This is a genomic window from Geobacillus sp. BK01, from assembly GCF_052220245.1.
GTDB lineage: Bacteria > Bacillota > Bacilli > Bacillales > Anoxybacillaceae > Geobacillus.
The window spans coordinates 92,017-115,150 of sequence record NZ_JBQPTH010000008.1 but is presented as its reverse complement, the minus strand read 5'-3'; the positions used below and the strand labels follow the sequence as shown (position 1 = coordinate 115,150).

At 56.5% G+C, this 23,134-nt stretch carries 22 protein-coding genes; 20 read left to right on the top strand and 2 right to left on the bottom strand.

From position 1 onward, the window contains the following. Nucleotides 1–17: 17 nt before the first annotated feature. Both ACTVDO_RS10745 and ACTVDO_RS10740 read left to right on the top strand, forming a co-directional pair. Nucleotides 18–518: a DUF1850 domain-containing protein gene (locus tag ACTVDO_RS10745; protein ID WP_020961170.1), complete on the top strand. Its 501-nt coding sequence runs from the start codon at nt 18–20 to the stop codon at nt 516–518. After that, nucleotides 511–2,463 carry a TRAP transporter permease gene (locus tag ACTVDO_RS10740; protein ID WP_020961169.1) on the top strand — a complete coding sequence of 651 codons (1,953 nt, stop codon included), beginning with the start codon at nt 511–513 and terminating at the stop codon, nt 2,461–2,463. Before ACTVDO_RS10745 ends, ACTVDO_RS10740 begins: the two co-directional genes overlap by 8 nt. A gap of 413 nt (nt 2,464–2,876) precedes the next feature. Here the strand turns inward: ACTVDO_RS10740 and ACTVDO_RS10735 are convergent, their stop codons facing one another. Then, nucleotides 2,877–3,770, bottom strand: coding sequence for a LysR family transcriptional regulator (locus ACTVDO_RS10735; protein ID WP_442901488.1), 894 nt, complete (start codon nt 3,768–3,770; stop codon nt 2,877–2,879). 151 nt (nt 3,771–3,921) lie between these two features. On the opposite strand from ACTVDO_RS10735, the gene hpaB reads away from it, so the two are divergent. From hpaB to ACTVDO_RS10665, 14 genes are all read left to right on the top strand, one after another. Next, on the top strand, nt 3,922–5,400 hold the full coding sequence (gene hpaB, locus ACTVDO_RS10730; protein ID WP_442901487.1) for a 4-hydroxyphenylacetate 3-monooxygenase, oxygenase component: 1,479 nt from the start codon (nt 3,922–3,924) through the stop codon (nt 5,398–5,400). Between the two features lie 14 nt (nt 5,401–5,414). Beyond that, on the top strand, nt 5,415–6,398 hold the full coding sequence (hpaD, locus tag ACTVDO_RS10725; RefSeq protein ID WP_020961166.1) for a 3,4-dihydroxyphenylacetate 2,3-dioxygenase: 984 nt from the start codon (nt 5,415–5,417) through the stop codon (nt 6,396–6,398). Nucleotides 6,399–6,490: 92 nt separating this feature from the next. After that, nucleotides 6,491–7,411 (top strand): 2,4-dihydroxyhept-2-ene-1,7-dioic acid aldolase, encoded by a 921-nt coding sequence (gene hpaI / locus ACTVDO_RS10720; RefSeq protein ID WP_020961165.1) that lies wholly within the window; start codon nt 6,491–6,493, stop codon nt 7,409–7,411. A gap of 327 nt (nt 7,412–7,738) precedes the next feature. Continuing rightward, on the top strand, nt 7,739–8,482 hold the full coding sequence (locus ACTVDO_RS10715; RefSeq protein WP_442901494.1) for a fumarylacetoacetate hydrolase family protein: 744 nt from the start codon (nt 7,739–7,741) through the stop codon (nt 8,480–8,482). Further along, on the top strand, nt 8,479–9,216 hold the full coding sequence (locus tag ACTVDO_RS10710) for a fumarylacetoacetate hydrolase family protein (RefSeq protein ID WP_442901486.1): 738 nt from the start codon (nt 8,479–8,481) through the stop codon (nt 9,214–9,216). The genes ACTVDO_RS10715 and ACTVDO_RS10710 overlap by 4 nt, the downstream gene beginning before the upstream one ends. A 17-nt stretch (nt 9,217–9,233) precedes the next feature. Next, entirely contained in the window at nt 9,234–9,620 is a 387-nt protein-coding gene (locus tag ACTVDO_RS10705; protein WP_020961161.1) for a 5-carboxymethyl-2-hydroxymuconate Delta-isomerase, read from the top strand. Nucleotides 9,621–9,636: 16 nt separating this feature from the next. Continuing rightward, nucleotides 9,637–11,148: a 5-carboxymethyl-2-hydroxymuconate semialdehyde dehydrogenase gene (gene hpaE, locus ACTVDO_RS10700; protein ID WP_442901485.1), complete on the top strand. Its 1,512-nt coding sequence runs from the start codon at nt 9,637–9,639 to the stop codon at nt 11,146–11,148. Between the two features lie 41 nt (nt 11,149–11,189). Beyond that, nucleotides 11,190–11,837 carry a GntR family transcriptional regulator gene (locus ACTVDO_RS10695; RefSeq protein WP_020961159.1) on the top strand — a complete coding sequence of 216 codons (648 nt, stop codon included), beginning with the start codon at nt 11,190–11,192 and terminating at the stop codon, nt 11,835–11,837. Between the two features lie 87 nt (nt 11,838–11,924). After that, nucleotides 11,925–13,094, top strand: a complete 1,170-nt coding sequence (locus tag ACTVDO_RS10690; protein ID WP_442901484.1) for an ABC transporter substrate-binding protein — start codon at nt 11,925–11,927, stop codon at nt 13,092–13,094. A 68-nt stretch (nt 13,095–13,162) separates the two neighbouring features. After that, complete coding sequence (locus tag ACTVDO_RS10685) at nt 13,163–14,044, top strand: branched-chain amino acid ABC transporter permease (RefSeq protein WP_020961157.1); 882 nt, start codon at nt 13,163–13,165, stop codon at nt 14,042–14,044. A 13-nt stretch (nt 14,045–14,057) separates the two neighbouring features. Further along, nucleotides 14,058–15,122 carry a branched-chain amino acid ABC transporter permease gene (locus ACTVDO_RS10680; RefSeq protein ID WP_020961156.1) on the top strand — a complete coding sequence of 355 codons (1,065 nt, stop codon included), beginning with the start codon at nt 14,058–14,060 and terminating at the stop codon, nt 15,120–15,122. Continuing rightward, nucleotides 15,119–15,889, top strand: a complete 771-nt coding sequence (locus ACTVDO_RS10675) for an ABC transporter ATP-binding protein (RefSeq protein WP_442901483.1) — start codon at nt 15,119–15,121, stop codon at nt 15,887–15,889. The genes ACTVDO_RS10680 and ACTVDO_RS10675 overlap by 4 nt, the downstream gene beginning before the upstream one ends. Continuing rightward, nucleotides 15,889–16,614, top strand: a complete 726-nt coding sequence (locus ACTVDO_RS10670; RefSeq protein ID WP_442901482.1) for an ABC transporter ATP-binding protein — start codon at nt 15,889–15,891, stop codon at nt 16,612–16,614. The genes ACTVDO_RS10675 and ACTVDO_RS10670 overlap by 1 nt, the downstream gene beginning before the upstream one ends. A gap of 196 nt (nt 16,615–16,810) precedes the next feature. Next, a complete protein-coding gene (locus tag ACTVDO_RS10665; RefSeq protein ID WP_442901481.1) occupies nt 16,811–17,278 on the top strand; it encodes a flavin reductase family protein in 468 nt (155 codons plus the stop codon). Nucleotides 17,279–17,483: 205 nt separating this feature from the next. On the opposite strand, the gene ACTVDO_RS10660 is transcribed toward ACTVDO_RS10665, so the two are convergent. After that, on the bottom strand, nt 17,484–18,047 hold the full coding sequence (locus ACTVDO_RS10660) for an FAD-dependent oxidoreductase (protein ID WP_442901480.1): 564 nt from the start codon (nt 18,045–18,047) through the stop codon (nt 17,484–17,486). Between the two features lie 391 nt (nt 18,048–18,438). On the opposite strand from ACTVDO_RS10660, the gene ACTVDO_RS10655 reads away from it, so the two are divergent. The 4 genes from ACTVDO_RS10655 to bioA all read left to right on the top strand — a co-directional run bounded on the left by ACTVDO_RS10655 (nt 18,439) and on the right by bioA (nt 23,105). Beyond that, nucleotides 18,439–20,253 carry a pyruvate kinase gene (locus ACTVDO_RS10655; protein ID WP_442901479.1) on the top strand — a complete coding sequence of 605 codons (1,815 nt, stop codon included), beginning with the start codon at nt 18,439–18,441 and terminating at the stop codon, nt 20,251–20,253. A gap of 200 nt (nt 20,254–20,453) precedes the next feature. Then, nucleotides 20,454–21,017 carry a biotin transporter BioY gene (locus ACTVDO_RS10650; RefSeq protein ID WP_020961148.1) on the top strand — a complete coding sequence of 188 codons (564 nt, stop codon included), beginning with the start codon at nt 20,454–20,456 and terminating at the stop codon, nt 21,015–21,017. A 2-nt stretch (nt 21,018–21,019) separates the two neighbouring features. Then, on the top strand, nt 21,020–21,736 hold the full coding sequence (gene bioD, locus ACTVDO_RS10645; protein WP_020961147.1) for a dethiobiotin synthase: 717 nt from the start codon (nt 21,020–21,022) through the stop codon (nt 21,734–21,736). Beyond that, nucleotides 21,726–23,105: an adenosylmethionine--8-amino-7-oxononanoate transaminase gene (gene bioA / locus ACTVDO_RS10640; protein WP_020961146.1), complete on the top strand. Its 1,380-nt coding sequence runs from the start codon at nt 21,726–21,728 to the stop codon at nt 23,103–23,105. The genes bioD and bioA overlap by 11 nt, the downstream gene beginning before the upstream one ends. Nucleotides 23,106–23,134 lie beyond the last annotated feature (29 nt).

Genomic DNA, 23,134 nt, shown 5'->3' with positions numbered 1-23,134 from the left:
GCAAGGGGGAACGGCTGATGCGCAAACGAGTCTTGGCGACGAGTATATTTCTGGTGACGGTTGCCGTCTTCTTCATTCCTTTCCGCCAGGCGGTGGCGTTTGAAAAGGACGGTTGGGTGGCTGCCTACATCCCGGCTTCCGTCGGGGATACGTTCGCGATTCGTTATACCCATTCGATCCATCGTTCAGATGTCGAGGAAACGTATAAACTGTTGGCGGACGGGACGATTGAACAAATCGCGCTCACTTATGAGGATACGGCGGTCGGGATGCCGGCTGACGCAGCGCCGGGAGAGACGTTTACGTTGCGGGATGGAAAATATTATATTACTGGCATGGAGCGCAAGTTTCCATCCATCTGGTTGAGCATCGGACGAGTTGTCGCCAACCATCGTGTCGTGTATCAAGGGAAGACGGTGGCGTTAAAAACAGTCATCCCTCCCGGCTCCATTGTCCGCATCAAGATGACGCGACTATCACTGTTTCAATGCTGGAGGGGAGTGAACTTATTTGGCTGAGAAGTTTGAACAGCTGTCCGTCGAGGAGCAGCAAGAATTGCTGGAAAAATATGACCCGGAAGCGGCGACGCGCAGGCTGAAGGGGCCGCTTGGCTGGATCGCCTTTTTCGGACTCCTTTCGTTTTCGCTCTTTCAGTTGTACGCTTCCATTTTTCAAACACTTCCGAAACAAATTTTATTGTCGATTCATTTAGGATTTGCATTATCTCTCATTTTTTTGCTGTTTCCGGCGCGAAAAAAGAATCTTCGGCGTTCTAATGTCGGCATTGTCAATATCATGTTATCTTTGTTGTCCATCGGAGTCGGGGCATATTTGCCGCTCATGCTTGATGACATTGTCCAGCGCATCGGCATTATGACGCCGCTCGACTTTACGGTCGGCCTTGTCGCCGTCCTGCTTGTGCTCGAAGCGACGAGGCGGGCGGTCGGGCTGCCGATTACGATCATCGCCTCGCTGTTTTTGCTGTATGCGTATTTCGGGCCGTATATGCCGGGATTTTTAGCTCATCGCGGCGTTGATTTGGAAGGGCTCGTCAAAACGATGTTTTTCACGACAGAAGGCATTTTCGGCACGCCGCTGTACGTGTCGGCGACGTATATTTTCGTGTTCCTGTTGTTTGGCGCCTTCTTAGTGAAAACGGGCGTCGGGGAGTATTTTAACGATTTGGCGCTCGTTGTCGCCGGGAAGCGGATCGGCGGTCCGGCCAAGGTGGCGGTGTTCTCAAGCGCGCTGCAAGGAACGATCAGCGGCAGTTCGGTGGCGAACGTCGTGACGTCCGGGGCGTTTACCATTCCGATGATGAAACGGCTCGGGTACGGAAAAGAATTTGCCGGCGCTGTGGAGGCGACATCGTCCACCGGCGGCCAGCTCATGCCTCCGGTCATGGGAGCGGCTGCGTTCTTGATGGTCGAATTTATCGGCGGCATTTCGTATTGGGAGATCGCGAAAGCGGCCGCCATCCCGGCGATTTTGTATTTCGCCGGCATTTGGATGATGACGCACTTCGAGGCGAAACGGATCGGGCTGCGCGGGTTGACGGAAGATGAAATGCCAAACCGAAAAGAAGTGCTTGGGAAAATTTACTTGCTCGTTCCGATTGTAGTCGTCATCGTGTTGCTGATGAGCGGGATGAGCGTGATGCGGGCGGCGCTCTGGTCGATCGTGGCGATCATTGTCGTCAGCGGTTTGAAAAAGGAAACGCGGCTAGGATGGCGCGACATCATTGACGCGCTAGTCGACGGGGCGAGAAGCGCGCTGTCCGTGGCGGCGGCGACCGCCGCAGCCGGCATCATCGTCGGGGTCGTGACGAAAACGGGCCTTGGCTTGAAAATGGCAAACGGCTTGATCGATTTGTCAAACGGCGTTTTGCTGTTGACGCTCTTTTTCACGATGCTGACTTCGCTCATTCTCGGCATGGGTTCGCCGACAACGGCCAACTACGTCATCACTTCGACGATCGCGGCGCCGGCGATCATCGCATCCGGCGTGCCGGAGCTGGCTGCGCATTTGTTCGTGTTTTACTTTGGCATTGTCGCCGACATTACACCGCCGGTGGCGTTGGCGGCGTTTGCGGCAGCCGGCATTTCCGGAGGAAGCCCGCTGCGGACCGGGGTTATCGCCACGAAGCTTGCCATTTCGGCGTTTATCATCCCGTACATGTTCGTGCTTTCACCGGCCTTGCTCATGATTGACACGACCGTTCCGTATTTGATTTGGGTCGTATTCTCGGCATTTATCGGCATGCTCGCCATCAGCGCAGGAATGATCGGCTTTTGGTACCGGAAACTTAACATTCTTGAACGCATCATCGCGACCGTCACCGGGCTGTTGCTCATTTATCCGGAAAGAGTGAGCGATATCGTCGGCTTGGTGCTGTTTGTCGCCATGTTCGCCGTTCAATATATGGCCGGGAAGCGGGAGCAGATGCAAAAGTCGGCGTCATAAACACTCGTTCCGGAATATAAAATTAGGAAAGGACTCACCACGACGGTGGGTCCTGCTTTTTTTAGGATCGGTGAAAAACGGTTGGTTTCGCCGAATATGTTCCTTGTTCGTTCGTTTGCGAAAAGGTTGGGGATTTGAAGGGAAATGCTGATTCCTCCTCTGTTTCTCAAATTGAAAAACCTGGCGGTGCGTATGCTGTTTCGTTGCGTTGCGCATCAATCTAAAAGGCTGCTCTCCAACCGTTTTTCTCAAATGGAAAACTTTGTAACGCCATCACTTCCTTTTTGGCGATTTCTCACAAATCGAGCGAATTTGTTGTTTTTCCCCATCTTTCTAGAGACTTCGCTGTTCACCGGCTTTCTACCGCCATAGGGCGCATAGGCCTCGCTCTCTAAAACGTTAGCGGCGGCAAGTCACATTCCGCCAAACCGATGTTGCAAGAACGATAAGAAATGGCGGGCGCTCTTAGAGAGATGCCGGCTTTGATCCACAATGGCCGCGGCTTCGGCCTGGACGCTGAAATCAACGAGAGAACACACCCGAATGCCGGGAACCGGAAAAAAGGAAACGGTTGATTGGGGAAGAATGGTGGCGCCGATTCCTTTGGCGACGAGCGAAAGGAGGACGGTCGCGTCAGGACATTCGCAAACGATTTTCGGCTCAAACCCATGGCGGCGGCATTCGTGAACGACCAGCTCATATTGGCCTTTGCCGTGGATGCGGTGCAAAAGCAACAGCGGAAGCCCGCGGAATTCCCGCACATGCATATGCGGCCCGCGTGCCGGCCATTGGGCGGGCAAAACGGCGACGTACGGTTCGCTTGGAAGCGAAATGATGTCATACTGCCGAAGGTCGTCGATGGGCAGGCGGACGATGCCGATGTCGATGATGCGCTCTCTTAACAGTTCGCCGATTAAAAAGCTGTCCCCTTCGCGAAGGTGAAACTTAATGTTGGGAAACGAGCGGTGGAAAGGCTCCATCACCTCGGATAAGTAATAGAAGCAAGATTTGACACAGCCGATGGACAGCGTCCCCTTTGCCCCTTCTTCGATCTCGCGCACTTCCAACAAGGCGTCATCGAGCTGCTGAAGAAGCTGTTTCGCCCGTTCGTACAGCACTTTTCCCGGTTCGGTCAGCTCCAATTTTTTCGTGCTTCGTTCCAATAAAGTCACCCCCAGCGTTTCCTCGAGCTGCTTCAGCTGCTGGCTGAGCGGGGGCTGGGCGATGTGCAGCTTTTTGGCCGCTTTTGTAATTTGTCCTTCCTCGACGATCGTCGTAAAGTACTTGAGCTGTTTTAGATCGATCATCCGTTTCTCCCCCTGTTTATATATTTTTTATATGAATTAGGTAATGTTTTTTGTATTTTTCATATATGAAATCATATGTTATATTAATTCCGAACATTCTGAATGATAGCGCTTTCTTATCCCATTATACGTGAAAATGGAGGGAATGAAAATGCCGGCGAAAACAGGTCAAGAGTACATGGGACGCCTCAAGCAGGCGAAAAGCAGCGTGTACATCCACGGGGAAAAAGTCGGGGATGTCACCGAGCATCCGGCGTTTCGCAACGTCGTCCGCTCGATGGCGGCGCTTTATGACCGGCAATATGAAAAGCCGGACAAAATGTTGTACCGGTCGCCGACAACCGGGCAGCTTGTCGGCATGACGTTTATTCAGCCGACAACGGTTGACGAGCTCATCGCCCGGCGCGAGGCGACGCAAGAGTGGGCGCATATGTCGGCGGGGATGATGGGCCGCTCTCCCGATTATTTGAACGCCGAAGTCATGGCCATGGGCATTGCCAACGATCTATTTGCCGAAGATGATCCGATGTTTGCCGAAAACGCGAAACGTTACTATGAATATGCGCGCGAAAACGACATCAGCCTGACGCATACGCTCATCCATCCGCAAATGAATCGCGCAAAGGCGCTTCATGAACAGAAAGACGCCGATGTGCCGCTTCATTTGGTGGAGCGGCGAAAAGACGGCATTATCGTCAGCGGCATCCGTCTGTTGGCGACGCAAGGCGGCATTACCGATGAAATTTTAGTGTTTCCCTCCACGGTGAAAAGATCGTCTTCCGGAGAGGACCCGTACGCGCTCGCTTTCGCCATCCCGAACAACACGTCGGGCGTCAAGTTCATTTGCCGCGAGGCGTTTGACTACGGACGGAGCGCATGGGACCATCCGCTCGCCTCCCGCTTTGAAGAAGGCGATGCGATCGTTTCATTTGAAAATGTGTTCGTGCCGTGGGAGCGCGTGTTTGTGTGCGGCAATTCGTCGATTTGCAACCGGACGTTCCGCGAGACGAACGCCGTTGTCCATATGTCGCACCAAGTCGTGGCGAAAAACATCGTCAAAACGGAGTTTTTGCTCGGCGTCACGCTTTGCCTGATGGACGCGATCGGCATCGGCGAGTTCCAGCACGTGAAAGACAAAGGGGCGGAAATCATGCTCGTTTTGGAGACGATGAGAAGCCACTTGTACCGGGCTGAGCATAACGCCAAGCCGGACCGCTGGGGAACGATGACGCCGGATTTTGCCGCGCTTGATGCGGCGCGCAACTGGTACCCGCGCGTGTATCCGCGTTTGGCGGAGATCATTCGCATTTTAGGCGCATCGGGGTTGATGGCGATTCCGACGGAAGCCGATTTCCATCATGAAGAAATCGGCGATATCGTTCGCCGCGCCATGCAAGGGGCGACGGTGGACGGCTATGAGCGCGTCCAGCTGTTCCGGCTCGCCTGGGACCTTACGATGAGCGCGTTCGGCGCCCGGCAGACGCATTATGAATATTACTTTTTCGGCGACCCGGTGCGGATGGGGATGGCATATTTCGACGGATATGAAAAAGCGTATTACAAACAGCTCATCCATGATTTTTTGCGGACGGCCACAAGCGTGCACATTCCGGCCAATAGCGAACAGTAAAAGGGGGAAGGACGATGGCATTTTCCATTATTCGTGCGGCCCGCGCGGTGCTGCATGTGACGGATTTGGCGGCGGCGCGCGATTTTTATGAACGGGTGCTTGGCTTTGTCGTGACGGAAGCGGATGAAGGGCATTTGTATTTGCGCGGGTTGGAAGAGTACCAACACCATAGCTTGCTGTTGAAAAAGGCGGACCGTCCCGCCGTCGAGGCGATCAGCTATAAAGTGGGATCGGAGCGGGAACTTGAGGAGCTTTACCGTTGGTTCGCCGCCAGGCAGTTGGAGCCAAAATGGGTTGACGCACGGAGTCAGCGCGCCGTCGGCCGGGCGTTTCGCGTGCAAGATCCGTCCGGGCTGCCGCTGGAGTTTTTCGCGCAAATGACGGCGGTGGAGCGGCTTTTGCAGCGGTATGACTTGTACCGCGGCGCCCGCGTGCAGCGCATTGACCATTTCAATTGCATGGTGGCTGATGTTCAGCAGGCGTACGATTTTTACGTGCACGGCCTCGGCTTTGCCTGCTCGGAGTATACGGAAACGAAAGACGGCAAGCTGTGGGCGGCGTGGCTTCACCGGAAACAAAACGTCCATGACGTGGCGATGATGAACGGGAAAGGCCCGCGCCTTCATCATATCGGGTTTTGGCTGCCGGATCCGCTCAGTTTGATTCATGCGTGCGACGTGTTGGCGGCGTCCGGATATGGGGCGCATATCGAACGCGGGCCGGGGCGGCACGGGCTGTCGAACGCCTTCTTTGTTTATTTGCGCGATCCCGATGGCCATCGGATCGAGCTGTATAACGGCGACTACTTGACGAGCGATCCGGATTTCCCGCCGATCCGCTGGGATCTTGATGATCCGCGCCGGCAAACGTTTTGGGGGCATGCGGCGCCGGACAGCTGGTTTGAGGAGGCGTCGGTCGTGCTTGACGTTCATAGCGGCCAACCGGTCGAACCTAAAGAGCCGGCGCTCGCCAAAGTCAAGCCGACGTTCCTCATTTGATTCATATATAATTTAATAGTTGATTTCATATATGATTTTTGTGTAATATGTATATAACGTTTAGATAATTCTGATAAATAGGAGGGAGAGACATGGCGCATCGCGAGGTGAAAGAACGGCTGCGCGGCTCGATCGCGCCGGTCGTCACGCCGTTCGATGAGGAAGGAAACGTGGATTTTGCGGCGTTGACCGCGCTTATCGATTGGCATATTGAAAGCGGCACGCACGGCATTTCCGTCACCGGAACGTCGGGAGAGCCGAGCTCGCTGACGCTTGACGAGCGGAAACAGGTGATGGAAGCGGCGAAAAAAGCGGTGGCCGGGCGCGTGCCGTTCGTGCCGGGGACGGGCTCGACCAACCATGCGGAAACGATTGAGTTGACCCGATTCGCGCAGGAAATGGGCGCCGATGCGGCGATGGTCATCGTCCCGTATTATAACCGCCCGTCTCAAGCCGCGCTCTATAAACATTTTAAAGCGGTGGCCGAGGCGGTTGACATCCCGATTATCGTCTACAACATTCCGGGGCGGACGGCGGTCAATTTGGAAGTCAAAACGTTGGCGCGGCTCGCCGAGGATTGCCCGAACATCATCGGGGTGAAGGAGTCGAACAAAGATTTTGAGCATGTGAACCGGGTGCTTTTGTATTGCGGACGCGATTTTCTCCTCTTTTCCGGCATCGAGCTGTTGTGCTACCCGATGCTGGCGATCGGCGGCGCCGGGTCGATCAGCGCGACGGCGAACGTCGTGCCGCAAAAGGTGGCCGAGCTGCACGACGCGTGGTTTGCAGGTGACATCAAGCGGGCGCAAGATCTCCATTTTGAGCTGATGGAGCTGAACGATGTGCTGTTTATTGAAACGAACCCGGGCCCTGTCAAGGCGGCGCTCGGCATGATGGGGAAAATCACCCCGACGCTCCGGCTGCCGCTCGATTTGCCAAGCGGGGAGCACCAGCAGCAAATCCGCCGCACGCTCGTCAAATACGGGCTGCTGGCCGAAGAGCTGCAACGGTGAAAACAGCGGACGGGAAGCGGAAGAAGGGGATGGGGAAGATGGGAAACCGCGCGCGCCGGACGTTTGCCGCGAATGGCCGAAATGAGGAATCAAGCAAAGGCGTGAAAACAGTCGGGCGTCTAAAAGGCGCGTGATTCAACGAAAACTCAATTTGAAATGCGCTGTTCTCAAGCTGGGAAACGTGCTCAAGCCCGGCTCCTCTTCTTGCGGTGAACAACACCGGCGGGAGAGAACGATTGTGTTTCATCAGCCGTTGAAATCATCAGCCTGACCAAGAAAGGCGGGGATAGGGTGAACGTGCAACTGCGCTTAGCCGGCGTGCGGGGGATGATTGAGGCGGAGGCCGCGCCGCAAAGCGGGACGGTGCGATGGCATGGACGGATGCACCGGATGGAGGAACTCGAGTGGGCTGCGCCTGTTGGCGGGGCGATGTACGGGGTGGCGTGGAACGACCGGTTGGAATGGGAGCGATGTTTCGAGCGCATGCATCAGCCCCCTTATCGGAAGCCGCCCGAAGGCCCGGTGCTGTACATGAAGCCGGCCAACACGATCAACGCCCATCGGCGGCCGGTGTTTCTTCCGCCCGGCGTCAACGAGCTGCGGGCCGTTCCGGCGCTCGGCCTTGTCATCGGGCGGACGGCGGCGCGCGTGCAGCCGGGCCGGGCGCTCGATTATGTGGACGGCTATACGATCGTCAACGATTTCTCGATTCCGCACGAACAGCGGTATCGGCCGGCGGTGAAGGAGCAGGCGCGCGACGGGTTCGCCCCCGTCGGGCCGTGGATCGTGTCGAAAAGGGAAGCCCCGCCGTTATCGGCGCTTTCGGTGCGCGTATACGTGAACGGCCTCCTCGTCCAACAGGCCGGCGCGGGCCGTTTTCGCCGTCCGGTTGAACAATGGCTGGCCGATGTGACCGACTTTATGACCCTTTATCCGGGCGATGTGCTGTTTTTCGGCTGGCCGGCTGACGCCCCGCTCGCGGCGGCCGGCGATGTGGTGCGCGTCGAGATTGAAGGCGTCGGCGTCCTGGAAAACCGGCTCGTTCGGGAAGAAGGGGGAGAGGAACGATGAAGCGGGCGCGCGTCGCATGGAACGGCGCGGTGACCGAAGCGGAGCCGCTTGCTGACGGCCGCCTCCGCCTGCCGGACGGGATGACCGTCAGCGAGCACGAGGTCGTATGGCTTCCGCCGGTCGAGCCGGGCGTGGTCGTGGCGCTTGGCTTGAATTATGCCGACCATGCCGGGGAATTGTCGTTTTCAGCGCCGGCCGAGCCGCTTTTATTTCTCAAAGGGAAAAACACCCTTGTCGGCCATCGCGGCCGCACCGTCCGCCCCGCCGGCGTCCACATGATGCATTACGAATGCGAACTTGCGGTGGTGATCGGCCGCCCGGCCCGCCGGGTGAAAGCGGAGCGGGCGTACGACTACATTTTCGGCTACACGATTGCCAACGATTACGCGGTCCGCGACTACTTGGAAAACTATTACCGGCCGAATTTCCGCGTCAAAAACCGCGACCGGACGACGCCGCTCGGCCCGTGGATCGTCAGCCATGAGGAAGTCGGCGATCCGATGGCGCTTCGTTTGCGGACGTATGTCAACGGAACGGTCGTGCAGGAAGGATATACGGGCGACATGATCTTTTCCATCCCGTATTTGCTTGAGTACATCACGGAATTTATGACGCTTGCGCCGGGCGATGTGATTTTGACCGGCACGCCAAAAGGAGCGGTGAACGTCGAGCCCGGCGATGAAGTGGCGGCCGAAATTGAGCGCATCGGCCGGCTGATCAACTACATCGTTTAGCCAAAGGAGGGGAGAGGATGCCGCATTTTATTGTGGAATATACGGACAATCTCGGCGAAGAAGCCGATATTCGCGGTTTGCTTGAAAAAGTTCACCGCGTGCTGATCAAACGGCGCGGCGTGTTTCCCGTCGGCGGCATCCGTTCGCGCGCCATTCGGCTCAGCGAATATTATGTGGCCGACGGCGCGGAAGACGATGCGTTTGTGCACGCGACGCTGAAAATCGGCGCCGGGCGGCCGGAACAGGTGAAAAAAGAAGTCGGCGACGAGCTGTTTGCCGTCATGAAAGACCATTTCGCCCCGCTGCTGGCGAAACGCTATTTGGCGCTGTCGCTTGAGCTGTATGAGTTCAGCGAGGCGGGGACGTATAAGCATAACAACATTCATGCGCGTTATCGGACATAGCGGGAGGGGGAAACGAATGACGGGGCAACCGAAAGTGCTTCATTATATCAATGGGCGGTTTGCGGAAGGGGAAGCCGGTGTGTATTTCCGCAACATTAATCCGTTTACGAACGAGCCGATCAACGAAGTCGCCGAAGGGCGGAAAGAGGATATCGACGCGGCGGTCCGGGCGGCGAAACAGGCGTTTGATGGCGGGCCGTGGCGGACGATGCCGGTTGAAAAGAGGCTCCGGTATTTGTTCCGCATTGCCGAGCTGATTGAAACATATGCGGACGACATCGCCTATTTAGAGGCGCTTGACACCGGCATTCCGATCAGCCAGGCGAAAAAGCAGGCCGCCCGCGCGGCGGAAAACTTCCGCTTTTATGCGGAGATGGTGAAAACGCGTCTTGTCGGCGAAGCGTACCAGGTGAACGGGCAGTTTTTAAACTACACCGTTTACAAGCCGGTCGGGGTGGCGGGGCTCATCACGCCGTGGAATACGCCGTTTATGCTTGAGACGTGGAAAGTCGCCCCGGCGCTGGCGACCGGCAACACCGTCGTCTTGAAGCCGGCCGAATGGTCGCCGCTGACGGCGAATAAACTGGCGGAAATCATCGATGAAGCCGGGCTTCCCGCCGGGGTGTTCAACGTCGTGCACGGATTTGGCGAAACGGCGGGCGCCGCGCTGGTCGCCCATCCGGATGTCCGCCTCATCTCGTTTACCGGTGAAACGACGACCGGCATGGACATCATCCGCAACAGCGCCGCGACGTTGAAAAAAACGTCGATGGAGCTCGGCGGCAAGTCGCCGCTCATCGTATTCGCCGACGCGGACCTTGAACAGGCGCTCGATGCGGCCGTTTGGGGCGTATTTTCGCTCAATGGCGAGCGGTGCACGGCCAACTCGCGGCTGTTGCTTGAACAATCGATTTACGACGAATTTGTCGCCCGGCTGAAAGAGCGCGTCGACCGCATCGTCATCGGCGACCCGATGAACCCGGCGACCGAACTGGGGCCGCTCATTCACCGCGACCATTGGGAGCGGGTGAACCGCTATATCGAGATCGCCAGGCAAGAAGGAGCGAGCGTCTATGCCCCCGGCGTTCCGAAAGGGCTCGAGCGCGGCAACTTTGTGCCGCCGACTTTGCTGCTTAACTGCCGCAACGATATGAAAGTGGCGCAAGAAGAAATTTTCGGCCCGGTCATGGCCGTGATGTCCTTTGCTGATGAAGAGGAGGCCATTCGGCTGGCGAATGATGTCAAGTACGGCTTGGCGGCGTACGTCTGGACGAGCGACATGAAGCGCGGCCACCGCGTCGCCCAGGCGATCGAAAGCGGGATGGCGTGGGTCAACTCGCCGAACGTCCGCGATTTGCGCATTCCGTTTGGCGGGACGAAATACAGCGGCATCGGCCGCGAAGGCGGGCATTACAGCTTTGATTTCTATACGGAAGTGCAAGTCGTCCACGTTGCCGTCGGCGATCCGTCCATCCCGCCGCTTGGGAAAGCCGCCCCGTCATCCGCGCTGTCGGCGGAGCGGACATAAATCGGTAGCCGGACGTATACGGCATAGGATATGATGAAGGTATGGAAACGAAAGCGAAAAACAAAACCCAATTGGCTTACGAGTATATTCTTTCTCGCATTGAAAACGGCGTCTATGGCCCGGGATACCGGGTTGTCATCGACCAAATCGCCCGCGAGCTCGGGCTAAGCAGCATCCCGGTGCGGGAAGCGATCCGCCAGCTTGAAGCGGAAGGGCTCGTTGAATTTAAGCCGTATACAGGCGCCGTCGTCAGCAATATCAACGAGAAAGAATATATCGAGACGCTGTCGGTGTTGGCTGTGCTGGAAGGCTATGCGACCGCGCTCGGCTCCGCCCGTGTGACAAAGGAGGCGATCGATCGGCTGGAACAATTAAACGAGCGGATGGAGCGGGCGCTTGAGGAATTTGAATTTGAGCAGTTCAGCGACCTCAATTACGAGTTTCATACGCTCATTTACGCCCATTGCGGCAACGCCTATTTAGAAGAGCAAATCAAAAGCATTTGGCAGCGGATGAAGCGGATCCGCGCCTACGGCTTCACCTTTGTGCCGCAGCGGGCGAAAGCGTCGATCGACGAGCACGCCCATATCATCCGCCTGCTGCGGGGGAAGGCGCCGGCGCATGAAATCGAGCAGTATGCCCGGCAACATAAAATGAATACGGCGGAGGCGTTCAAGCGCCGCCGGTAGCACCGTCCCCGCCGGGGGAGGCAACCCCCGGCGGGGGCAATGAACACTTATTTTGAAACCGCTATCAAAAAAGGGGGCAAAGGGAAGATGAAACGATGGTGGGCAGCGCTTCTCGCTTTATGGATGACGATGATGCTCGCCGCCTGCGGCCAGTCGCCGGCTTCCGGCGGGGGAGAGGGAGAACTGAAAATCGGCGCCATTTTCTCTGCTTCAGGTGGAGCGGCGCCGCTCGGCAAGCCGGAGATGGAGACGGTCAAAATGCTCGTCAAGCAATGGAACGAGCAAGGCGGCATTGAAGGGAAGACGATCAAACTGATCGCTTATGACGACAAATCCAATCAAAACGAAGCAGTGCTATCCACGAAAAAACTCATCGAGCAAGACAAAGTGACCGCCATCATCGGCGGCACGATCAGCGGCAACTCCTTAGCCATGATCCCGCAAATCGAAAAGGCAGGCATTCCGTACATTTCCCTCGCAGCGAGCAAACAAATTGTCAACCCAGACGATGGATCTTCGCGCCCTTGGACATTTAAAACGGCTCAAGGAGACGATATTGTCATCCAAAAGCTGCTCAGCTTCCTAAAAGAAAAAGGGTGGACGAAAGTAGCGTGGCTGAACGTCGCCAATGCATACGGAACGAGCGGGCACGACGAGTTCGTGCGCTACGCCCCGCAGTATGGCGTCCAGGCGGTGGCGGAGGAAGAGTTTGAAGCGACAGTCGATGATGCAAAAGCGATGTTGACACGGGTGAAAAAAGCGAATCCACAGGCCGTGATTGTATGGGGCACGGCGCAAGAATCGGCGGTCGTGACGAAAAACATCCGCCAGTTGGGCATCGAGGCGCCGATTGTAGAAAGCCATGGCATTGTCACGAAAGGGTTCATCGATTTGGCCGGTGAGGCGGCCAACGGCGTATGGTTCCCCGCCGGGCGCATTTTAGTGGCCGACCAGCTTCCGGACAGCGATCCGCAAAAGGAAACGCTGCTGGCATACAAACGGGATTTTGAAAAAGCGTACGGCTATGAGCCGACCACATTTGGCGGACATGCGTGGGATGCGTTTCATCTGTTGGCCAATGCGATCAAAGAAGGGGGAACCGATAAAGAAAAAATACGGTCGGCTTTGGAAAATACGAAAAAATTTATCGGCATTTCGGGCGTCTTCCATATGTCTACAGATGATCATACAGGGCTGGATGCCGACAGCTTAGTGATGGTGCAAATTCAAGACGGCAAGTTTGTTCTTGCTGAATAGGAAACCGGGAATTAGGCTGCTCATTCCCTTTTCTTTTGTTTCACCCAGCTGTTGAAGGAGGGCGGGTCATGGAAGCGTGGAGCCAGTTTGTGCAGCTGTTGTTTTCCGGGCTGACCGTCGGCAGCATTTACGCGTTGGTGGCGCTCGGATTTGTCATTACGTACAGTGTGACCGGCATTTTGAATTTGGCCCAAGGCGACTTTGCCATGTTAGGGGCGCTGCTGTGCATGACGTTTGTCAACAGCGGCATGCCGTTTGCGCTCGCGATCGGGCTCAGCATTGCGGCGGTGATGGCGATCGGCGCGCTGTTTGAGCGGCTGGCCATTCAGCCGGCGCGCCGTTCGTCTGTCGCCGTGCTCATTATTATCACGATCGGCGTCTCATTTGTGTTTCGCGGGCTGGCGCTGCTCGTGTGGGGGACGGATCCGTATGCGCTGCGGCCGTTTAGCGGTCATGAGGCGCTCCATCTGTTCGGAGCGGTCATCCAATGGCAAAGCATTTGGGCGGTCATCATCTCGGTCATCAGTTTCTTGGCGCTGCATCTGTTTTTGAACCGGACTTCGATCGGCAAAGCGGTGACAGCGTGTGTCATCAACCCGTTCGCCGCTCGGTTGATGGGGATTAACATCCGCAAAATGTCGCTTGGGGCCATGGCCGTCAGCGCCGGTCTAGGGGCGCTCGCGGGAATCGTCATCGCCCCGATTTCGGGCGCTTCTTATGATATGGGGATGATGATCGGGCTGAAGGCGTTCATCGCCGCCGTTGTCGGCGGGCTGACGAACGCTCCGGCGGCGATCGCCGGCGCCTTTCTCGTCGGGCTGCTTGAGTCGTTTGCGGAAGGGTATTTGTCCTCGGGATACAAAGAAGCGATCAGCTTTGGGCTGCTGCTGCTCGTGCTGTTTTTCATGCCGAACGGGCTGTTCGCCAAGATGACCGGAAAGCGGGTATAAGGGGGACGGATGGATGGAGAGCGGTCAACGAATGACGGATGGACGAAAACGGTGGCTTTGGCTTGTCGGTGCAGCCGTCTGGCTCGGTCTCCCTTGGCTCGTCTTCGGCAATAATTACGTGCTAAGCACCCTTATTCTCATCGGGCTGTACGCGCTCGTGAGCACGGGGATGACGCTGCTGATGGGATATGCGGGGCAAATTTCGCTCGGCCAGGCGGCGTTTTACGGCATTGGCGCCTATACGTCCGCCTATTTGACGGCGCACGCGGGATGGTCGGCCTGGCTGGCGTTGGCTGCCGGCGCGGCTTTGGCCGCTTTGGTGGCGCTTGTGGTCGGCATTCCGGTTTTCCGGCTGCGTGAACATTATTTGGCGTTGGCGACGTTAGGCTTTGGCGTCATTATGTTTACATTTTTTAAGGAGTGGAAAGGGATCACAGGAGGGTTGAATGGCTTTTTTGGCATCCCGCCGATCCGCATCGCCGGGATTCCGCTGCAAAGCGATCTTCCTTTTTACTACCTTGTGTCGTTGTTCGTTCTGGCCGGGGTATGGTTTGCCCGCAACATCGTCCGCTCCCGGGTCGGAAGGGCGCTGCGGGCGATTCATGGGAGCGAAGTGGCGGCAAGCTCGCTTGGGGTGAACATTACGAAATACAAGCTGCAAATGTTTATGCTCAGCGCTGTCTACGCTTCGGCGGCCGGGAGCTTATACGCCCATTATGTCACGTTCATCAATCCGGACTTATTCGGCATCGTCCCTTCCATTTACTTTTTGATTATGGTGGTGATCGGCGGGACGGGCAGCGTGTGGGGCGGGCTCGTCGGCGCGGCCGTCTATGTCTGTTTGGGAGAGTGGCTTAAGGCCGTTGTTCCGCTGCTGCTGCCGAATGCCGGCGGGGAATTTGAAATCGTCTTTTTTGGCTTGTTGCTCGTCGTCATGTTGATCTACATGCCGAACGGGCTGACGGGCGTCGCGGCCAAAGGATGGAGGCGGCTGTGGAAAGCAAGTTGGCGTCAACAGAAGCAGACGGCGGCCGTCGACAGTCATCAAGCCCGTTCGATCGGAGGGGAGCGGGGGTGAGCGCCATGTTGCTTGAAGTGGAGCGATTGTCCAAGTCGTTTGGCGGCGTGCAGGCGGTGCAAGATGTATCGTTCGGCGTCGCCCAAGGGGAGATGGTGGCGGTGATCGGGCCGAACGGGGCGGGGAAAACGACGCTGTTTAATGCGATCAGCGGCATTTTTCCCCCGACTGGCGGCTTCGTCCGCTTTCAAGGGGTCGTGACCAACGGCAAAAAGCCGCATGAGCTGGCGATGTTGGGAATGACGAGGACGTTTCAAAACTTGCAGCTGTTTTCCGATATGACGGTTGCCGAAAACGTGATGGTCGGTTTTCATCCGCGGTTGACGGGCGGAATTTTCAGCGCCGGCTTTCGGCTGCCGCGAGCGGCGAAAGAAGAACAGACAGCGCGGGAAGAGGCGCTTTCCCGCCTTGCGCAAGTGGGGCTGGCGCATCTCGCTGCGGAGAAGGCCGGCACGCTGCCGTACGGGATGCAGCGGCTTGTGGAAATCGCCCGGGCGGCTGTATCCCGTCCTTCCCTCATTTTGCTTGACGAGCCGATGGCCGGGCTGAACCCGCAAGAATCCAGGCAGCTTGTTGATGTGTTGTTGGCCATGAGAGAACAAGGGTTTACCTTTTTGTTTGTGGAACATGATATGGAAACGGTGATGGCGATCGCCGACCGGATCGTCGTTCTCGATTACGGCAAAAAAATCGCCGAAGGAGCGCCGGAAGAGATTGTGCGGCATCCGGACGTCATCAAAGCGTATTTGGGAGAGGAGACGGTCTGATGCTTGTGCTTCGCAACGTTCACGTTCACCACGGCCATTTGCACGTATTGAAAGGAATCGATTTGCACGTCGGCGAAGGAGAAATCGTCGCCATTGTCGGCGCCAACGGGGCGGGCAAAAGCACGCTGCTCGGCACGATTGCCGGCGTCTACACTCCAACCGAAGGGGAGATGGTGTTTGAAGGCGAACCGCTTCCGTGCGGAAAGGTGGAGGACATCGTCGACAAAGGCATTTGCCTTGTGCCGGAGAGGCGGCAAATTTTTGACGGTTTGTCGGTGAAAGATAATTTGCTGCTTGGGGCGTACCGCCGCCAGCGCCGCGACAGGCAGGATGTGAAACGCGACTATGAGCGGGTGCTCGAGCTGTTTCCCAAACTGCAAACGATGCTCGACCGCCCGGGCGGACTATTAAGCGGCGGGGAGCAGCAAATGTTGGCGATCGCCCGCGGGCTGATGGCGAGACCGAAGCTGCTTTTGCTTGACGAACCGTCATTAGGGTTGGCGCCGCTTGTGGTCAAGGAAGTGATGAGCATGCTGAAACCGCTTGGCGATCAATTCCACACGGCCATGATTCTTGTCGAACAAAACGTGCGGGCCGCGCTGCAAACAGCGGACTACGCGTACGTTCTCGAGCGCGGCGCTATGGCTTTGCACGGAAAAGCCGCCGAGCTGCTCAACGACGAGCGGGTGGCCGAGGCGTACCTTGGGGCGGCAAGGCGCCGGTAAGAGCCGTGTATCGTCGTTGTGTCTTTTCCTTCTTTCTGCTATGATGGGGGTGTAGATTGGCCGCTTTTTCACAGGGCGCAAAGGCAAAAAGCCGGGGAAAGCGCCCGGGGGCGGAAACAGCAAGAAGGAAAGCCGTCCATATGCCGGCGGAAGGCGCCGGGTGGTGGATGACGAAAAGGGAAGGATGGGAGAACGTATGGATGATCGCACATTTCGCAATGCGATGGGGAAATTCGCAACCGGTGTGACGGTGGTGACGACCGACTTTCAAGGGGAAGTGAAAGGGATGACGGCGAACGCGTTTATGTCCGTTTCGCTTGATCCGAAGCTTGTCGTCGTCTCGATCGGCCATAAAGCGCGGATGCATGATATCGTCAAGCAAACAGGGAAGTTTGCCATTAACATTTTGACGCGCGATCAAGAGGAGCTGTCGCGCTTGTTTGCCGGCCAGTTGAAAGAAGAACGCCCTGTTTCGTTTGCATGGGTGGACGGTCATCCGATTTTGCCGGATGCGATGGCGAATATTTTATGCAACGTCCACAGCACGCACGTGGCCGGCGACCATACGCTTTATTTTGGGGAAGTGACCGAGATTTTGCTGAAAGACGAACCGGGCGACCCGCTCTTGTTTTTTGAAGGGAAGTACCGGAGCATCGGGCGGTGAGCGCCTCCGGGTGGGCGGGGCGGCCGACTGTCGTTTGGATGCGGTGATGACGCAAGCGGTCGTTCAGCCTGCCGTATGGTGTTTCGGCTGCGTCTATGGCCGTCTGTCCGGCGGCAACAGACAAGATAGAGAGGTACGGATCGGTTCAATGCATATATAGCACGGAAAAAGGGTGTCTCGTTGCGTTTGAGACACCCTCGTTTTGTCATTTTTTCAATACATCATGATCGACATATCGCTCGCCGTTCAGCTCGCTAATGACGTTGATGGCAACGTTCGCGCCGTTGCCGGCGGTGATGATCGTATGGACGCTGACGCCGGCGACCGTCCCGGCCGCCCAAATGCCGTCGATGTTCGTTTTGCCGTCGGCATCGACGTCAAGCACCGTTTTAATGCGCGGCTCTGTTCCCGGTTTTGTGCGCAGGCCGATTTTTTCCGCCAGATCGGTGGCGACGCCGGTGGCGAAAATGACGTGTTTCGCCTCATAGGAGCCGTTTTCCGTTTCGAGACGGAACCCCCCGTCTGTTTTTTGCACGTCGGTCACTTGTGCTTCGACCAATTCCGCGCCGAATTTCGCTGCTTGCTTTTTCCCGGTTTCCACCAATTCCGGCCCGCTGATTTGCGGGACGCCGTAATGGTTTTCCACCCAAGCGCGTTTCGTCATCCCTTTGTCATGGTCAAACAAGACGGTTTTCTTCCCGGCTTTGGCGGTGAAAACGGCGGCGCTTGCCCCCGCGGGGCCGGCCCCGATAATGGCGATGTCGTACATCGTCACAGCCTCCCTTTGTTTGAATATTAATACTATGGATAGTGTAGCATAAGTGGAAATAAGGTCCAAATGATTTGTTTTATAAAATGATACTTATTATTAAATTATATTTACTTTAAATATGGCTAGGTGTATAATGGAAAGCAGAAGGGATGACAAAGGAGAGAAGAACGAGTGAATAAAACGATGATTTGTGAACAATGCCAACAGCCCGTGCGGCGGCTGAAACATTCGGTGCTTTGTCAATGCGGGATGAAAATTGTCGTTCAAAAATAACACCGTACTAGTGTGTCGAACCGGCGAATGGCGCCGGTTTTTTTCTGTCCTTATTTGGGCTGGCGGCGAATATATAAAAATAAAACCGCATTTTTGATGAGGGTTGGTGCCGCTGATGCACGATAAACGGGAGTTGGGCGCCCGCCTGGCAGCTTTTTACCGCGAGATGGCGGAATGGGTGGGACAAAAGCGGAAGGAAGTTCCCCTTTCCTTTCACGAGGGAAGCCGGGATCAGCTGCTGGCTTACGCGTATATGAGGGGGTGCATGCCGTCAGATTTGGCTGAGGCGCTCGAAGAACACGGATGGCAGCTTGACGGCCGGGAAGCGCATCTCATTGATATGATGGAGCAAGTGCTCGCTTGTCTGCATGTGCCGGTCGACGGCAAAACAGAGTGGCGAAAGGTGACGAGAAAGGAAGCGAACGAGCTGCTTCATGAACGGACAAAGGCCGTGTTTGGAAGCTCTCGTCCGCATCGGCCGACGCACATTATGGTGACGATGGACGAGTCGTGGGTCGATGAACCGGGGCTGATCGAGCGGCTGCTTCTGTACGGTATGGATGTCGCCCGCATCAACTGCGCCTACGGTTCACCGGAAACGTGGGAATCGCTCGTTTCCGTCATCCGTCAAGCGGAGAGGCAGTTAGCGCAACAGATGCAGGGGAGGAAATGCCGCATTTACATGGATCTGCCGGGGCCGAAAATCCGGGTCGACCGCCTGGCGGTCAACATGGGGACGATGAAGCTTTCGGTAAAGAAAAATCAATATGGGGAAGCAATAGAGCCGTTAGTCGGCCTCATCTCCTTCTCTTCCTTCCCGCCTCCGTCTCCGCTTCCCCGCGATGTTTCATTCATGTGGCAGTTGACGGCTGAGGACGGAGCAGCCGTTGAAGAAGGAGATGAACTGCTGTTTACCGATGTGCGCGGAAAAAAACAAAAACTGCGGGTGACCGAACAAATCGCGCCGTCTTGTTTTAAAGTGTTCCTTTCACGGACAGCTTATGTGCAAAAAGGGATGAAACTGCAAAACGGGAAAGCCTCTTTCACCGTTTCTTCCGCCTTGTTGATTCCGGTGAAAGCGTTTGCGACCGCCGGCACACCGCTGCATATTTATTTCGATGATGCCGCCTTTATGGCAGCGTACGGGGGGGCCGGGATCAAAATGACGACGACATTGGCGAAGGCGTGGCGCAATGTGAGGGCAGGGGACCGCCTTTACTTAAACGATGGGCAAATGGTTGCGCGGATCGTCAAAGTGCATGATCGGTATGTGGAGGCCAAAGTCGTTTTTGATGGCGGGAAGCGGAAAGCGATTAAGCAAGGAACGGGCCTTCATCTTCCGGATTCTTTTCCCCACTTGACGGTTCCGCCGCTTACGGATCGCGACCTGGAATGGATTCCGTTCATCGCCAGTCATGCGGACATCGTCGGGCTGTCGTTTGTGCAAACGCCTCATGATTTGCGGAAGCTTTCGTATTTGCTTGCCGAACAAGGGGCGGACTCTCTGCCGGTGATTGCGAAAATTGAGACGCAGACGGCGCTTCACAACCTGGCCCGTCTTTTGTTGGAAGGGTTGCAAATCCCGGCGTTTGGCGTCATGATTGCACGCGGCGATTTGGCGCTTGAGATCGGGTTTGACCGTCTTGCCGCCGCCCAACGCGACATTTTGGCGCTCTGCCGTGCGGCACACATCCCGGTCATTTGGGCGACGCAAGTGCTCGAACAAATGGCGAAAAAGGGAATTCCGTCGCGCGCCGAGATTTCGGACGTTTTCCTTGGAAAGCAGGCGCAGTGCGTCATGTTGAACAAAGGAAGGTATATTGCCGAAGCGGTGCGCCTGTTGTCGTCGCTGCTGAAAAAGGAAGAAAGACGGGGTAAGCCGGCGATGCCGGAAATGGACGGCGAACGAACGGATTTGTTCGACTTGTGAAAAGACGCGGTGAAACGTTGGCCGACGGAACGGACTCCCCTGCCGCGTTCACAAAGACGGTCCCTCGCCGTGTCAAATCGGAGTCCCGCTGCTTTCGGGACTCCGTGTTTTCGTTTATATGTAAACCTATATAAAAAATTAGTTGACAAATAAAAGGGTGTTAGGCACAATAGAAACAAATATTGGAGAGGAGGGAAGAGGTGCGAATCCATGCCTTTGTTTGGGCGGCCTTTTTCGCCGCGTTGACGGCGGTCGGCGGATTCATCAAAATCCCGGTGCCGTATGTGCCGTTTACGCTGCAAATCGCCGCGGTCTATTTGTCGGGCTGCCTGCTCGGTCCGAGAATGGGAGCGCTCAGCCAGCTGCTTTACGTGTCGATCGGGTTGGCGGGCGCGCCGGTGTTTGCGGAAGGAGGCGGGCTCGGTTATGTGCTGAAGCCGACGTTTGGCTATTTGCTCGGTTTCATCGCCGGAGCGTATACCGGCGGCTCGTTGGTGCGCCGCTTTCAATGGACAAAAGCACGGGACATATGGAAGGCGAATGCGGCGGCCTTGTTGGTCGTGTATGCGTTTGGCTGCACGTGGCTGTACATAGTGATGAAATGGGTCGCCGCAACTCCGCTTACCATCGGCCAAACAATCTGGTTTGGCTTCCTGCTTCCAATGCCGGGGGATCTCGTGCTTTGTGCCGTTTGTTCGGTCATCGCGGCGCGCGTATGGCCGCACATCCGGCCGCTTACGATGACACGGGGGATAGGGGGGTAACAATGGGAAACGTAATTTTTATGACCGGAACAGGAACGGAAATCGGCAAGACGGTGGTGACGTCCATCGCGGCATTGGCGCTCGAGCGGCTTGGCATGAGTGTAAGTGTGTTTAAACCGGTTCAGACCGGACTGGCCGAAGATGGGGTGTCGTTTGCCGAGCAGGATTGGTATGAACGAGTGGCCAAGCTTCCCGCTGTGGAAGGGATGTACTATATGGAGCCGGCGATGTCGCCGCATTTGGCAGCGGCGTTGACCGGGACGTCCATCGAACCGGAGCGGATTGCCGAACGGCTCGAGCGGCTGAAACAGCGCTATGATGTCGTGCTCGTCGAAGGGGCGGGAGGGTTGGCCGTCCCGTGGTGCGAGCGCGACGGAAGGTGGTATATGACGGGCGATTTTGTCCGCGACTATCGGCTGCCGGCGGTGCTCGTGTCGCTCTCAAGCCTCGGGGCGATTCACCACGCGGTGACGACGGCGGCGTATGCGGACGCCAAAGGCATTCGGTTGTTGGGTCTTGCGTTCAATCGGTTTCAGGAGCAAGACATCATCGACCGAAACAATGTCGACATGATTGCCGCTTTGGTGCAGCTGCCGGTGCTGGCGGTCGTGCCGCTTCTTCCTGCAGTGACAAGGGAGGAGCTGGAAAGGCTGGCGGAACAGTGGATTAGGCAAGGGGAAGCGAAACGATGGCTGGAGGTGTTGGGCGTTGGCGTATAGCTGCGAGCAATTGGAACAGTGGGACAAGCAGTGCGTCTGGCATCCGTTCACGCAAATGAAACAGTATGCGCAAGAACGCCCGTTGATCATTGAACGCGGGCAAGGAAGCTATTTGTATGATGTCGACGGCAATCGGTACCTAGACGGCTATGCGTCGCTATGGGTCAACGTCCACGGCCATAACGACCCGGAATTGAATGCGGCGCTTCGCGAGCAATTGGAGAAAATCGCCCACTCGACGCTGCTCGGATCGGCGAACGTGCCGTCGATTTTGCTGGCCAAACGGCTGCTGGAATATTGGCCGCACATGTCGAAAGTGTTTTATTCCGACACCGGGGCGGCGGCGGTGGAAATCGCACTCAAGATCGCCTATCAGTATTGGAAAAACATCGACCCGGTCCGCTATGCGAAGAAAAACAAATTTGTCTCGTTGAAAGAGGCGTACCATGGCGATACGGTCGGGGCGGTGAGCGTCGGGGGAATGGAGGTGTTCCATCGCATTTTTGCGCCGCTGTTGTTTGAGCGGATCGAAGTGCCGTCGCCGTATGTGTACCGTATGGACGAATACGGAAGCGAGCAGGAGATCGTCCGCTATTGTTTGCGTGAGCTGGAACGAGTGCTTGAAGAGCAGCATGAGCACATCGCCGGCGTGATCGTGGAACCGCTTGTGCAAGGAGCGGCGGGGATCATCGTCCACCCGCGCGGGTTTTTAAAAGGAGTCGAAACGCTTTGCCGCCGGTATGGGGTGCTTTTCATTTGCGATGAGGTCGCCGTCGGCTTCGGCCGCACCGGCACGATGTTCGCCTGCGAGCAGGAAGAGGCAAAGCCGGATCTCGTCTGCGTTGGGAAAGGGATCACCGGAGGGTATTTGCCGCTGGCCGCGACGCTCGTCACTGAAGACGTGTATGCGGCGTTTCTCGGCAAAGCGGATGAAGACAAAACGTTTTACCACGGTCATACGTATACGGGGAACCAGCTCGCTTGTTCCGCCGCGCTGAAAAACATCGAGCTCATCGAAGCACGCGGTTTGCTTGCTGATGTTCAACGAAAGGCGCACAGGCTGACGGAACGGCTCGAGGCATTGTATGAAATCCCGATCGTCGGCGATATTCGGCAAAAAGGGCTCATGTGCGGCATTGAAATTGTAAAAGAGCGGAGGACGAAAGCGATTTTTCCGCGCGCGGCCATGATGGAGCACCGCATTATCCTCGAAGCGCGCCGGAGGGGGCTTGTCATCCGCCCGCTCGGCCCGGTGTTGACGTTCATTCCGGTCCTTTCCATGAGCGAAGACGAGATGACTGAAGCGGTGCGCATTTTGTTTGATTCGATCGCCTGTTTGTATGGACAGATGCGGGGAGAACTTGTATAAGCGGGGGCGGCGGACAGCCGCCCGTTTCT